A 12,426-nucleotide genomic window follows, 5' to 3' on the forward strand; every position below is an offset into this window, starting at 1 on the left:
GCGACCCCTCAGAGCTTCATCAGGCTGGCGTCGTCGACCGAGGCCGAGTGGCGGGAACGGAACAGCGACACGATGATCGCGAGCCCGACCACGACCTCCGCGGCGGCGACGACCATCGTGAAGAAGGCGATGATCTGGCCGTCGAGGTTGCCGTGCATCCGGGAGAAGGCGACCAGCGCGAGGTTGCAGGCGTTGAGCATGAGCTCGATGCACATGAACACGACGATGGCGTTGCGCCTGATCAGTACGCCGGTGGCGCCGATCGTGAACAACAGGGCGGCGATATAGAGGTAGTTGACGGGGTTCACTTCGACGCCTCCTCGGCCCGCTTGAAGGTCGACGGTTCGATCGCGGTCCGCTCCAGGCGCTCCTCGGCGCGCTGTTCCAGCGCCTTGAGATCGTTGAGCGCCTCGGTGGACACGTCACGGATCTGGCCGCGCTCGCGCAGCGTCTTGCTGACCGTGAGGTCGGACGGGGTGCCGTCGGGCAGCAGGCCCGCGATGTCCACGGCGTTGTGCCGGGCGTACACGCCGGGCGCCGGCAGCGGGGGCAGGTGCTTGCCCTCGCGGACGCGCTGCTCGGACAGTTCGCGCTGGGTCCTGGCGCGCTCGGTGCGCTCGCGGTGGGTGAGCAGCATGGCACCGATGGCGGCCGTGATAAGCAGGGCGCCGGTGATCTCGAAGGCGAAGACGTACTTGGTGAAGATGAGGGCGGCGAGGCCCTCCACGTTGCCGTTCGCGTTCGCCTGGGCGAGGCCGTTGAACTCCGTGATGGAGGCGTTGCCGATGCCCGCGACCAGCAGGATGCCGAAGCCGAGCCCGCAGAGAAGGGCCAGCCAGCGCTGGCCCTTGATGGTCTCCTTCAGGGAGTCCGCGGCCGTCACGCCGACGAGCATCACCACGAACAGGAACAGCATCATGATCGCGCCGGTGTAGACGATGATCTGCACGACGCCCAGGAAGTAGGCGCCGTTGGCGAGGTAGAACACCGCCAGGATGATCATGGTGCCGGCGAGGCAGAGCGCGCTGTGCACGGCCCTCTTCATGAGGACGGTGCCCAGGGCGCCGAGCACGGCGATCGTGCCGAGGACCCAGAACTGGAAGGCCTCGCCGGTTGAGGTGGAGTACGCGGCGAGCTGCGCGCTCATGCCTGCACCTCCTCTTCTTCCGGCTTCTCGCCCTTGGAGACGGCGACTTGCTGGACTGTGCCGGGTGCGGCCTCCGTCACGAGGCCCCGGTAGTAGTCCTGCTCGTCCGTCCCCGGGTAGATGGCGTGCGGCGAGTCGACCATGCCCTCTTCGAGGCCGGCGAGCAGCTGCTCCTTGGTGTAGATGAGGTTGGCGCGGCTGGAGTCGGCCAGCTCGAACTCGTTGGTCATCGTCAGCGCGCGCGTGGGGCACGCCTCGATGCACAGGCCGCACAGGATGCAGCGGGCGTAGTTGATCTGGTACACGCGCCCGTACCGCTCGCCCGGCGAGTAGCGCTCCTCGTCGGTGTTGTCCGCGCCCTCGACGTAGATCGCGTCGGCGGGGCAGGCCCAGGCGCACAGTTCGCAGCCGACGCACTTCTCCAGGCCGTCCGGATGGCGATTGAGCTGGTGCCGTCCGTGGAAGCGCGGAGCGGTGGTCTTCTGCTGTTCCGGGTACTGCTCGGTCAGCCGCTTCTTGAACATGGCCTTGAAGGTCACGCCGAAGCCGGCTACCGGGTTCTGGAAGCCAGGCTTCGTCTGCCCGGCCTCCTTGGGCTCCTCAGCCATCGGACGCCTCCTTTCCATCCAGAGATCCGTCACTCTGAGTATCGGGCCCACCACTGACAATCAGCTCCCGCTCGCGGCGCGGGCGGCGCCTCGGCACCGGTGGAAGCTCCTGTCCGGGCAGTGGCGGCACGGGGAATCCGCCCGCCGTGGCGTCGAATCCGGCGGGCGGCTCGACGGGCCGCTCGGCCGCCTTCGTCCGCTCCCGGAACATGTCCACGACGAAGGAGAGCAGCAACAGCGCGAGGACACCGCCGCCGACGTAGAGCGCGATGTCGGCGAAGTCGTAGTTCTCGTTCCTGAGGGTCCGCACGGTCGCGACGAGCATCAGCCAGACCACGGAGACCGGGATGAGGACCTTCCAGCCGAGCTTCATCAGCTGGTCGTAGCGGACCCGCGGGAGCGTGCCGCGCAGCCAGATGAAGAAGAACAGCAGCAGCTGCACCTTGACGACGAACCAGAGCATCGGCCACCAGCCGTGGTTCGCGCCCTCCCAGAAGGTGCTGACCGGCCAGGGGGCCCGCCAGCCGCCCAGGAAGAGCGTCGTCGTCACCGCCGAGACGGTCACCATGTTCACGTACTCGGCGAGCATGAACATCGCGAACTTGATCGACGAGTACTCGGTGTTGAAGCCGCCGACCAGGTCGCCCTCGGACTCCGGCATGTCGAGAGGGGCGCGGTTGGTCTCGCCGACCATCGTCACGACGTAGATCACGAAGGAGACCGGCAGCAGGACGACGTACCAGCGGTCCTGCTGCGCCTCGACGATCGCCGACGTCGACATCGACCCGGAGTAGAGGAACACCGAGGCGAACGCGGCACCCATCGCGATCTCGTACGAGATCATCTGCGCGCAGGCGCGCAGACCACCGAGCAGCGGATACGTCGATCCGGAACTCCAGCCCGCCAGCACGATGCCGTAGATGCCGACCGAGGCGACCGCGAGGATGTAGAGCATCGCGATCGGCAGGTCGGTGAGCTGCATCGTGGTGCGCTGGCCGAAGATCGAGATCTCGTTGCCGGCCGGGCCGAAGGGGATCACCGCGATCGCCATGAAGGCCGGGATGGCCGCGACGATCGGTGCGAGGACGTAGACCACCTTGTCCGCGCGCTTGACGATGACGTCTTCCTTGAGCATCAGCTTGATGCCGTCGGCGAGCGACTGGAGCATGCCCCAGGGACCGTGCCGGTTGGGGCCGATGCGCAGCTGCATCCAGGCGACGACCTTGCGCTCCCAGACGATGGAGAACAGCACGGTCACCATCAGGAAGGCGAAGCAGAACACCGCCTTGATGACGACCAGCCACCAGGGGTCGCGGCCGAACATCGAGAGGTCTTCAGCGGCGAGGTACGGGCTCATCCCTCCACCTCCTTGGGGGCCTCGTCGGCGAGCGTCGCCGGGCCGATGCGGACGAGGGAGCCGGGCAGCGCCCCGGTGCCGGAGGCGACGCCGGTGCCCACGGAGTTCAGCGGGAGCCAGACCACGCGGTCGGGCATCTCGGTGATCCTGAGCGGGAGTTCGACCGTTCCGGCGGTGCCGGTCACGGCGAGTACGTCGCCGTCCTTCACGCCTGCTTCGGCTGCCGTGGCGGCCGACAGACGCGCGTGGGCGGTGTGCCGGGTTCCGGCGAGCGCCTCGTCGCCCTCCTGGAGGCGCCCCTGGTCGAGGAGCAGCCGGTGCCCGGCCAGTACGGCCTCTCCGGCGGCCGGCCGCGGCAGTTGGACGGCGACTTCCACGGGGTCGGTGGCCCGGGGACCGTCCCAGGGGCCGAGCCGGTCGAACTCCGCGCGCGTGGTGCGCAGATCCGGCAGCCCCAGGTGTACGTCCATGGCGTCGGCCAGCATCTGCAGCACGCGCGCGTCGCTGGGCGCGAGACGCCTGGTCATCTGGTCGGGCTTGAGCGCGGCCTCGAAGAAGCGCACCCTGCCCTCCCAGTTGAGGAAGGTGCCGGCCTTCTCGGCGACGGCGGCGACGGGCAGGACGACGTCGGCGTGCTCGGTGATCTCGCCGGGCCGCAGCTCCAGCGAGACGAGGAAGCCGACCTCGGTGAGCGCCTCACGCGCGCGTGCCGGATCGGGCAGGTCGGCGATCTCGACGCCCGCGACCAGCAGGGCCTGGAGTTCGCCACCGGCGGCGGCCTCGACGATCTGGCCGGTGTCACGGCCGTAGCGGTGCGGGAGTTCGGCGACGCCCCAGGCCGCGGCGACCTCCTGACGCGCGCGTGGGTCGGTGGCCGGACGTCCGCCCGGCAGCAGCGACGGCAGCGCACCCGCCTCGATCGCGCCCCGCTCCCCCGCCCGGCGCGGGATCCACACCAACTGGGCGCCGGTCGCGGACGCGGCCCGTACGGCGGCGGTGAGACCGCCGGCGACAGCGGCGAGCCGCTCGCCGACGACAATGACCGCGCCCTCGGTGCGCAGCGCCTCGGCGGCCTTCGCGCCGTCGCCCTCCAGGCCGACCCCGCTCGCGAGCGCGTCCAGCCACTCGGTCTCGGTGCCGGGCGCGGCGGGCAGCAGCGTGCCGCCGGCCTTCTCCAGGCCGCGTGTCGCGTGCGTGGCGAGTGCGAAGACCTTCTGCCCGTGCTTGCGCCAGGCCTTGCGCAGCCTGAGGAAGATCCCGGGCGCCTCCTCCTCGGCCTCGAACCCGGCCAGCAGGACGGCGGGCGCCTTCTCCAGGGAGGTGTTCGTGACGCCCGTACCGTCGAGGTCCCGGCCGCGTCCGGCGATCCGCGCGGCCAGGAAGTCGGCCTCCTCGCCGCTGTGCACGCGCGCGCGGAAGTCGATGTCGTTACTGTCGAGCGCCACGCGCGCGAACTTGCTGTACGCGTAGGCGTCCTCGACGGTGAGCCGGCCGCCGGTCAGGACACCGGTCCGGCCGCGCGAGGCGAGCAGCCCCTGAGCGGCGATCTGCAGCGCCTCCGGCCAGGAGGCCGGTTCGAGGTCGCCCTCGGCGTTGCGGATGAGCGGCGTCTGCAGGCGGTCGCGCTGCTGGGCGTACCGGAACGCGAAGCGCCCCTTGTCGCAGATCCACTCCTCGTTGACCTCGGGGTCCGGGGCGGCCAGGCGCCGCATGACCTTGCCGCGCCGGTGGTCGGTGCGGGTGGCACAGCCGCCCGAGCAGTGCTCGCACACGGAGTGCGAGGAGACCAGGTCGAAGGGGCGGGAGCGGAAGCGATACGCCGCCGAGGTCAGCGCGCCGACCGGGCAGATCTGGATGGTGTTGCCGGAGAAGTACGACTCGAAGGGGTCGCCCTCACCGGTACCGACCTGCTGGAGCGCGCCCCGCTCGAGCAGCTCGATCATCGGGTCGCCCGCGACCTGGTTGGAGAACCGGGTGCAGCGGGCGCACAGCACGCACCGCTCACGGTCGAGCAGCACCTGCGTGGAGATCGGCACGGGCTTTTCGAACGTCCGCTTCTTTCCTTCGAAGCGGGACTCGGCGTGGCCGTGCGACATGGCCTGGTTCTGCAGGGGGCACTCGCCGCCCTTGTCGCAGACCGGGCAGTCCAGCGGGTGGTTGATGAGGAGGAGCTCCATCACACCGTGCTGGGCCTTCTCGGCGACCGGCGAGGTGAGGTGGGTCTTGACCACCATCCCGTCGGTGCAGGTGATGGTGCAGGACGCCATCGGCTTGCGCTGGCCCTCGACTTCGACGATGCACTGGCGGCAGGCGCCGGCCGGGTCGAGGAGGGGGTGGTCGCAGAAGCGGGGGATCTCGATGCCGAGTTGCTCGGCGGCCCGGATGACCAGGGTGCCCTTCGGCACGCTGATCTCGGCGCCGTCGATCGTCAGCGACACCAGATCTTCCGGCGGGACCGCCGCCTCTCCCCCTCCCGAGGGAGAGCTGGTGGTCACAGTCATGCGTTCACCTCCGTGCGGTCGGCCCAGGCCGTCGACTTGGCCGGGTCGAAGGGGCAGCCGCGGCCCGTGATGTGCTGCTCGTACTCCTCGCGGAAGTACTTGAGCGAGGAGAAGATCGGCGAGGCGGCACCGTCGCCGAGGGCGCAGAAGGACTTGCCGTTGATGTTGTCGGCGATGTCGTTGAGCTTGTCGAGGTCGGACATGACGCCCTTGCCCGCCTCGATGTCGCGCAGCAACTGCACGAGCCAGTACGTCCCTTCGCGGCACGGCGTGCACTTGCCGCAGGACTCGTGGGCGTAGAACTCGGTCCAGCGGGTGACGGCGCGGACGACGCAGGTCGTCTCGTCGAAGCACTGGAGCGCTTTGGTGCCGAGCATGGAACCCGCGGCACCCACTCCTTCGTAATCAAGAGGGACGTCGAGGTGCTCGGCGGTGAACATCGGTGTCGAGGAGCCGCCCGGCGTCCAGAACTTCAGCCGGTGCCCTGCCCGCATCCCGCCGCTCATCTCCAGGAGCTGGCGGAGCGTGACGCCGAGCGGGGCCTCGTACTGACCGGGGTTGGTGACATGGCCGCTGAGCGAGTAGAGCGTGAAGCCCGGGGACTTCTCGCTGCCCATCGACCTGAACCATTCCTTGCCCTTGTGCAGGATGGCGGGAACCGACGCGATCGATTCGACGTTGTTCACCACAGTCGGGCATGCGTAGAGGCCCGCGACAGCAGGGAAGGGGGGACGGAGCCGCGGTTGACCCCGGCGGCCTTCGAGCGAGTCGAGCAGTGCGGTCTCCTCACCGCAGATGTACGCGCCGGCGCCGGCGTGCACGGTGAGCTGGAGGTCGAGACCACTGCCCAGGATGTTCTCGCCGAGGTAGCCCGCCGCGTAGGCCTCGCGCACGGCCTCGTGCAACCGCCGCAATACGGGGACGACTTCACCACGCAGATAGATGAAGGCATGCGAAGACCTGATGGCATAACACGCGATGACAATGCCCTCGATGAGGCTGTGCGGGTTCGCGAAGAGGAGCGGAATGTCCTTGCACGTTCCGGGCTCCGACTCGTCGGCGTTGACAACTAGATAGTGCGGTTTTCCATCACCCTGGGGAATGAACTGCCATTTCATTCCCGTCGGGAATCCCGCGCCGCCGCGCCCCCGCAGACCGGAGTCCTTGACGTACGCGATCACGTCGTCCGGCGACATGGCGAGCGCCTTGCGGAGCCCCTCGTATCCCTCGTGCCTTCGGTAGACGTCCAGCGTCCAGGACTTGTCCTCGTCCCAGAAGGCCGACAGCACGGGTGCGAGCAGCTTCTCGGGGCTGGTGTCTTTCAGCTCGGGTGCCAACGTCATCACTCCCCCTCCTCGGCTACAGGCCCTGCCGGGTGGGCTGGGTCGGATGCTGACGTGTCCTGCGGTGCGTCGTGCGAGCTCAGGTGCTCGGCGGGCGACGGCTTGTGCACCGCGCCGTCCTGCGGCTCGTGCGGTCCGCCGTCGCGCGGATGGACCACGCGCGCGGGTGCGGCCTCTCCCTTGGCCAGGCGGAGGCCCACCAGCGAGGCGTGTCCCGCGCTGCCGCTTGCCTCGACGGCCCCGGGCCGCTCGTCGGGGAAGCCGGCCAGGATCCGCGCGGTCTCCTTGAAGGTGCACAGCCGCGCCCCGCGCGTGGGCTCCACGGCCCGCCCCGCGCGCAGATCGTCGACGAGGCGCCTGGCGCTGCCTGGGGTCTGGTTGTCGAAGAACTCCCAGTTGACCATCACGACCGGCGCGAAGTCGCAGGCCGCGTTGCACTCGATGTGCTCCAGGGTGACCTTGCCGTCGTCGGTGGTCTCACCGTTGCCGACGCCCAGGTGCTCCTGGAGCTCCTCGAAGATCGCGTCGCCGCCCATCACCGCGCACAGCGTGTTGGTGCAGACGCCGACCTGGTAGTCGCCGCTCGGCCGACGCCGGTACATGGTGTAGAAGGTGGCCACCGCGGTGACCTCGGCCGTGGTCAGGTCCAGCATGTCCGCGCAGAACCGCATCCCGGTGCGCGTGACATGGCCCTCCTCCGACTGCACGAGATGCAGCAACGGCAGGAGCGCCGAGCGGGAGTCCGGGTAGCGGGCGATGACCTCGCGCGCGTCGCGCTCGAGCCTCGCTCGAACGTCGTCCGGGTAGGCGGGCGCGGGCAGTTCGGGCATGCCCAGGCTGACGCCGTGCTCCGAAGAACTGGTGGTCACCGGTCGACGCCTCCCATCACGGGGTCGATGGACGCGACGGCGACGATGACGTCGGCGACCTGGCCGCCCTCGCACATCGCCGCCATGGCCTGCAGGTTGGTGAAGGACGGGTCGCGGAAGTGGACCCGGAAGGGGCGGGTGCCCCCGTCGGACACGGCATGCACCCCGAGCTCGCCCTTGGGCGACTCGACGGCCGCGTACGCCTGTCCCGGCGGGACGCGGAAGCCCTCGGTGACCAGCTTGAAGTGGTGGATCAGGGCCTCCATGGAGGTACCCATGATCTTCTTGATGTGGTCGAGGGAGTTGCCCAGTCCGTCCGGCCCCAGGGCGAGCTGGGCGGGCCAGGCGATCTTCTTGTCGGCGACCATGACCGGTCCGGGCTGCAGCCGGTCCAGGCACTGCTCGACGATCCTGAGCGACTGGCGCATCTCCTCCAGCCGGATCAGGAAGCGGCCGTAGGCGTCGCAGGTGTCGGCGGTCGGGACGTCGAAGTCGTACGTCTCGTAGCCGCAGTACGGCTGAGTCTTGCGCAGGTCGTGCGGCAGGCCGGTGGCGCGCAGGATCGGGCCCGTCGCGCCGAGGGCCATGCAGCCGGCCAGGTCGAGATAGCCGATGTCCTGCATGCGGGCCTTGAAGATGGGGTTCCCGGTGGCGAGCTTGTCGTACTCCGGGAGGTTCTTCGTCATCTTCTTCACGAACTCGCGGATCTGGTCCACCGCGCCGGGCGGCAGGTCCTGGGCGAGTCCGCCGGGGCGGATGTACGCGTGGTTCATCCGAAGGCCCGTGATGAGCTCGTAGATGTCGAGAATCATTTCACGATCACGGAATCCGTAGATCATGATCGTGGTGGCGCCGAGCTCCATGCCGCCGGTGGCGATGGCCACCAGGTGGGAGGAGAGCCGGTTCAGCTCCATCAGGAGCACCCGGATGATCGTGGCCCGGTCGGGGATCTGGTCCTCGATGCCGAGGAGTTTCTCGACGGCGAGGCAGTAGGCGGCCTCGTTGTAGAAGGACGTCAGGTAGTCCATGCGCGTCACGAACGTGGTGCCCTGCGTCCAGGTCCGGTACTCGAGGTTCTTCTCGATGCCGGTGTGGAGATAGCCGATGCCGCAGCGGGCCTCGGTGACCGTCTCGCCCTCGATCTCCAGGATCAGGCGGAGCACCCCGTGGGTGGACGGATGCTGCGGGCCCATGTTGACGACGATGCGTTCGTCGTCGGCGCGGGCCGCGGACTGGACGACCTCGTCCCAGTCGCCACCGGTGACCGTATATACGGTGCCTTCCGTGGTCTCGCGTGCCGTTGAGAGGGGCGTCCCGGAGGGACTCGTTGAGGGGTGGTGGCCGGGTGACGGGCGGGAGGATGCTGACTGCGTGCTCACGAGTACGACCTCCGCTGGTCCGGAGCCGGGATCTGGGCGCCCTTGTACTCGACGGGGATGCCGCCGAGGGGGTAGTCCTTGCGCTGCGGGTGGCCCTGCCAGTCGTCCGGCATCATGATCCGCGTCAGGGCCGGGTGACCGTCGAAGACGATGCCGAAGAAGTCGTAGGTCTCGCGCTCGTGCCAGTCGTTCGTCGGATACACGGAGACCAGCGACGGGATGTGCGGGTCGCTGTCGGGGGCGCTGACTTCGAGGCGGATCAGCCGGTTGTGGGTGATCGAGCGCAGGTGGTAGACGGCGTGCAGCTCGCGGCCCTTGTCGTTCAGGTAGTGGACGCCGCTGACGCCGGTGCACAGTTCGAAGCGCAGGGCCGGGTCGTCGCGCAGGGTGCGGGCGACGCGGACGAGGTGTTCGCGTTCGATGTGGAAGGTGAGTTCGCCACGGTCGACGACCGTCTTCTCGATCGCGTTCTCGGGGAGGAGGCCCTGTTCCTCCAGCGCGCCCTCGAGCTCGTCGGCGACCTCGTCGAACCAACCTCCGTAGGGGCGGCTCGCCGGTCCCGGGAGCCGGACCGAGCGGACCAGGCCGCCGTAACCGGAGGTGTCGCCGCCGTTGTTGGCGCCGAACATGCCGCGCTGGACGCGGATCTCCTCGCCGCCCTGACCGCGCTGGCCGGGGAGATTGGAGGCCGAGAGGTCCTTCTCGGGGTTCACACCGTTGCCGGTGTCGTTCGCGTCGCTCACCGCAGCAGCCCCTTCATCTCGATCATGGGCAGGGCCTTGAGCGCCGCTTCCTCCGCCTCACGGGCCGCCTCCTCGGCGTTCACGCCGAGCTTCGAGGTCTGGATCTTGTGGTGGAGCTTGAGGATGGCGTCCATCAGCATCTCCGGCCGTGGCGGACAGCCGGGCAGATAGATGTCGACCGGGACGACGTGGTCGACGCCCTGCACGATCGCGTAGTTGTTGAACATGCCGCCCGAGGAGGCGCAGACCCCCATGGAGATCACCCACTTCGGGTTCGGCATCTGGTCGTAGACCTGCCGGAGCACCGGCGCCATCTTCTGGCTGACCCGGCCGGCGACGATCATCAGATCGGCCTGGCGCGGGGAGCCGCGGAAGACCTCCATGCCGAAGCGCGCCAGGTCGTAGCGGCCGGCGCCGGTGGTCATCATCTCGATGGCGCAGCAGGCGAGTCCGAAGGTGGCCGGGAAGACGGACGACTTGCGCACCCAGCCCGCGGCCTGCTCGACGGTGGTCAGCAGGAATCCGCTCGGAAGTTTTTCTTCGAGTCCCATGTCTAAAGGCCCCTCAGTCCCATTCCAGGCCGCCGCGCCGCCATACGTACGCGTACGCGACGAAGACGGTGAGCACGAAGAGCAGCATCTCCACGAGCCCGAAAATCCCCAGGGCGTCGAAGGTGACGGCCCAGGGGTAGAGGAAGACGATCTCGATATCGAAGATGATGAAGAGCATCGCCGTCAGGTAGTACTTGATGGGGAAGCGCCCGCCGCCGGCCGGCGTGGGGGTCGGCTCGATTCCGCACTCGTAGGCCTCGAGCTTGGCCCGGTTGTACCGCTTCGGACCGATCAGCGTGGCCATGACCACGGAGAAGATCGCAAAGCCTGCCCCGAGGGCTCCCAGTACGAGGATGGGCGCATACGCGTTCACCGCTCCTCGCTCCTCTCAGTCGGCACTGACTGCTGGCGGTTGCATCAGGCTTCGCATCCGCCTCACCTGTCTCGCCAGCCCCGCCCGTCCTGACGAAGATCGCGAACATGTGAAGCAGGTCACAAGCCCAACTGCCTCGCATCCTATGCCCGCGACTCTGTGATCTGCGACACGGGGTATTACACAAGCTTTGTGATCTCCACCACCTGACGAAGGATCATGAAGTCGGATGAGCAGTGATCTTCGTACGTGAAGCGTCCGAGGGATCACGAGAGGTGACATTTTCACTCGTCGACGCAGCTCGGAGAGGCGTCTCCATATCAAGAGACTTCCCGTGCATGCAAATTGGAGTTGGACAGGGTGCCTTGATAGAGGGCCGCGTTCACACATCAGAGGGAGGCGCGGGATGAGGTGTGGACGCGTGCACGCGTTCACGAGCGGTTCCCGGGTGCAGTCTCTGCGCGCGACGCACACACGCTCGTAATCGTTGCGTGACCTCCGCCACATCCATGAGGGGTGCCCGAGAACCGGGCTTGGCCACCTATTCAACAAGTGGTAGGTGCAGGGCAATTCGGACGTAACAGCGAAAGGTCGTGATCACAGGCGTGATGGGCGACGTCCACAATGTCCGTTACGGCGTCAATAAAGAACGCCGCACCCGGGATTCGGCGGCTCGATTGAACAACTGTGGCGCAGCACACGTTTCTTGAAGGTATGGAGGAGCCCCTGATACCGGTTGTTCTCATGTCCCACACCGCTCACATACGCAGCCACCGGAAGCCCCGCCGCACCGCGTCGTCGACGATCGCGATGCGCGCCGGAGTTGCCGGTGGCGTCCTCAGCATGGCAGCGGCGGGTGCGTCGGCCACGGCGAACGCCGCCGAGCCGGTGACGCAGACCCTCGAACTGCCCACCCTCACGGCCGACCTGTCCGCTCAGGTCGCCGAGTCCGCGGAGGCCACGCAGCTGGCCGCAGCGAACTACGAGCTGCGGGCCGAGCGGGACGCTGCTGCCGCCGCCGCGGCCCAGGAGGCCAAGAAGGACCTCGCCGAGGCCAAGAAGAAGGCTGAGGCCAAGAAGAAGGCCGAGGAGGCCCGCAGGGCCGCCGCGGAGGCCGCCGCCTCGCGTTCCTCGGAGCGGGCCACCCTGTCCGCGAGTACGGCCGTCTCCGCGCCCGCCAGCGGCAGCGTCGGGACCGTCATCGCCTTCCTCAAGGCCCAGCTCGGCGACGCCTACGTCCTGGGCGCCGCCGGCCCCAACGCGTGGGACTGCTCCAGCCTGGTCCAGGCCGCTTACAAGCAGGTCGGCGTCGACCTGCCGCGTGTCTCGCAGGACCAGTCGATGTCCGGCACCGACATCCCGCTGTCGCAGATCCAGGTCGGCGACATCCTGTACTGGGGCGGCAAGGGCTCCGCGTACCACGTGGGCGTCTACATCGGCAACGACCAGTACCTGGACGCGGCGAACCCGGAGAAGGGCGTCGTCATCCAGGACCTGTCCGGCTACCCGGCGTCGGGTGCGGTGCGGGTGCTCTGACGCACCGCCGTACGGAAGG

General features: G+C 68.4%; 12 protein-coding genes. 1 reads left to right on the forward strand and 11 read right to left on the reverse strand.

Annotated features, from left to right (window positions below; all coding sequences use genetic code 11):
* Window positions 1-8: 8 nt before the first annotated feature.
* Genes nuoK through AQJ91_RS11470 form a run of 11 tightly spaced genes read right to left on the reverse strand, consistent with a single transcriptional unit; the run spans window position 9 to window position 10,871 of the window.
* A complete protein-coding gene (nuoK, locus tag AQJ91_RS11420; protein WP_067019186.1) occupies window positions 9-308 on the reverse strand; it encodes an NADH-quinone oxidoreductase subunit NuoK in 300 nt (99 codons plus the stop codon).
* A complete protein-coding gene (locus AQJ91_RS11425) occupies window positions 305-1,147 on the reverse strand; it encodes an NADH-quinone oxidoreductase subunit J (RefSeq protein WP_067019189.1) in 843 nt (280 codons plus the stop codon). Before AQJ91_RS11425 ends, nuoK begins: the two co-directional genes overlap by 4 nt.
* Complete coding sequence (gene nuoI, locus AQJ91_RS11430) at window positions 1,144-1,755, reverse strand: NADH-quinone oxidoreductase subunit NuoI (protein ID WP_067019192.1); 612 nt, start codon at window positions 1,753-1,755, stop codon at window positions 1,144-1,146. The genes AQJ91_RS11425 and nuoI overlap by 4 nt, the downstream gene beginning before the upstream one ends.
* Window positions 1,748-3,112, reverse strand: a complete 1,365-nt coding sequence (nuoH, locus tag AQJ91_RS11435; protein WP_067019196.1) for an NADH-quinone oxidoreductase subunit NuoH — start codon at window positions 3,110-3,112, stop codon at window positions 1,748-1,750. Before nuoH ends, nuoI begins: the two co-directional genes overlap by 8 nt.
* Window positions 3,109-5,613 carry an NADH-quinone oxidoreductase subunit G gene (locus AQJ91_RS11440; protein ID WP_067019198.1) on the reverse strand — a complete coding sequence of 835 codons (2,505 nt, stop codon included), beginning with the start codon at window positions 5,611-5,613 and terminating at the stop codon, window positions 3,109-3,111. The genes nuoH and AQJ91_RS11440 overlap by 4 nt, the downstream gene beginning before the upstream one ends.
* The gene (nuoF, locus tag AQJ91_RS11445; protein ID WP_067019201.1) at window positions 5,610-6,956 is read right to left on the reverse strand and encodes an NADH-quinone oxidoreductase subunit NuoF; all 1,347 of its coding nucleotides are present in this window, start codon (window positions 6,954-6,956) and stop codon (window positions 5,610-5,612) included. Before nuoF ends, AQJ91_RS11440 begins: the two co-directional genes overlap by 4 nt.
* Complete coding sequence (nuoE, locus tag AQJ91_RS11450) at window positions 6,956-7,825, reverse strand: NADH-quinone oxidoreductase subunit NuoE (RefSeq protein WP_067019204.1); 870 nt, start codon at window positions 7,823-7,825, stop codon at window positions 6,956-6,958. Before nuoE ends, nuoF begins: the two co-directional genes overlap by 1 nt.
* Window positions 7,822-9,204 (reverse strand): NADH-quinone oxidoreductase subunit D, encoded by a 1,383-nt coding sequence (locus tag AQJ91_RS11455; RefSeq protein ID WP_067019207.1) that lies wholly within the window; start codon window positions 9,202-9,204, stop codon window positions 7,822-7,824. The genes nuoE and AQJ91_RS11455 overlap by 4 nt, the downstream gene beginning before the upstream one ends.
* Window positions 9,201-9,947 (reverse strand): NADH-quinone oxidoreductase subunit C, encoded by a 747-nt coding sequence (locus AQJ91_RS11460; protein WP_067019209.1) that lies wholly within the window; start codon window positions 9,945-9,947, stop codon window positions 9,201-9,203. The genes AQJ91_RS11455 and AQJ91_RS11460 overlap by 4 nt, the downstream gene beginning before the upstream one ends.
* Window positions 9,944-10,498, reverse strand: coding sequence for a NuoB/complex I 20 kDa subunit family protein (locus AQJ91_RS11465; protein ID WP_067019213.1), 555 nt, complete (start codon window positions 10,496-10,498; stop codon window positions 9,944-9,946). The genes AQJ91_RS11460 and AQJ91_RS11465 overlap by 4 nt, the downstream gene beginning before the upstream one ends.
* Before the next feature lie 13 nt (window positions 10,499-10,511).
* Window positions 10,512-10,871 carry an NADH-quinone oxidoreductase subunit A gene (locus tag AQJ91_RS11470; RefSeq protein WP_003974383.1) on the reverse strand — a complete coding sequence of 120 codons (360 nt, stop codon included), beginning with the start codon at window positions 10,869-10,871 and terminating at the stop codon, window positions 10,512-10,514.
* A 714-nt stretch (window positions 10,872-11,585) separates the two neighbouring features.
* Between AQJ91_RS11470 and AQJ91_RS11475 the strand changes: the two genes are divergently transcribed.
* Window positions 11,586-12,407 carry a C40 family peptidase gene (locus AQJ91_RS11475; RefSeq protein ID WP_067019215.1) on the forward strand — a complete coding sequence of 274 codons (822 nt, stop codon included), beginning with the start codon at window positions 11,586-11,588 and terminating at the stop codon, window positions 12,405-12,407.
* Window positions 12,408-12,426 lie beyond the last annotated feature (19 nt).

Source organism: Streptomyces dysideae, assembly GCF_001514305.1.
GTDB classification, from domain to species: domain Bacteria; phylum Actinomycetota; class Actinomycetes; order Streptomycetales; family Streptomycetaceae; genus Streptomyces; species Streptomyces dysideae.

Coding starts and splice junctions, on each gene's coding strand:
- AQJ91_RS11475 (WP_067019215.1), top strand. CDS start 11,586: ATGGAGGAGCCCCTGATACCGGTTGTTCTCATGTCCCACACCGCTCAC.
- AQJ91_RS11465 (WP_067019213.1), bottom strand. CDS start 10,498: ATGGGACTCGAAGAAAAACTTCCGAGCGGATTCCTGCTGACCACCGTC.
- AQJ91_RS11425 (WP_067019189.1), bottom strand. CDS start 1,147: ATGAGCGCGCAGCTCGCCGCGTACTCCACCTCAACCGGCGAGGCCTTC.
- nuoF (WP_067019201.1), bottom strand. CDS start 6,956: ATGACGTTGGCACCCGAGCTGAAAGACACCAGCCCCGAGAAGCTGCTC.
- nuoH (WP_067019196.1), bottom strand. CDS start 3,112: ATGAGCCCGTACCTCGCCGCTGAAGACCTCTCGATGTTCGGCCGCGAC.
- AQJ91_RS11440 (WP_067019198.1), bottom strand. CDS start 5,613: ATGACTGTGACCACCAGCTCTCCCTCGGGAGGGGGAGAGGCGGCGGTC.
- nuoI (WP_067019192.1), bottom strand. CDS start 1,755: ATGGCTGAGGAGCCCAAGGAGGCCGGGCAGACGAAGCCTGGCTTCCAG.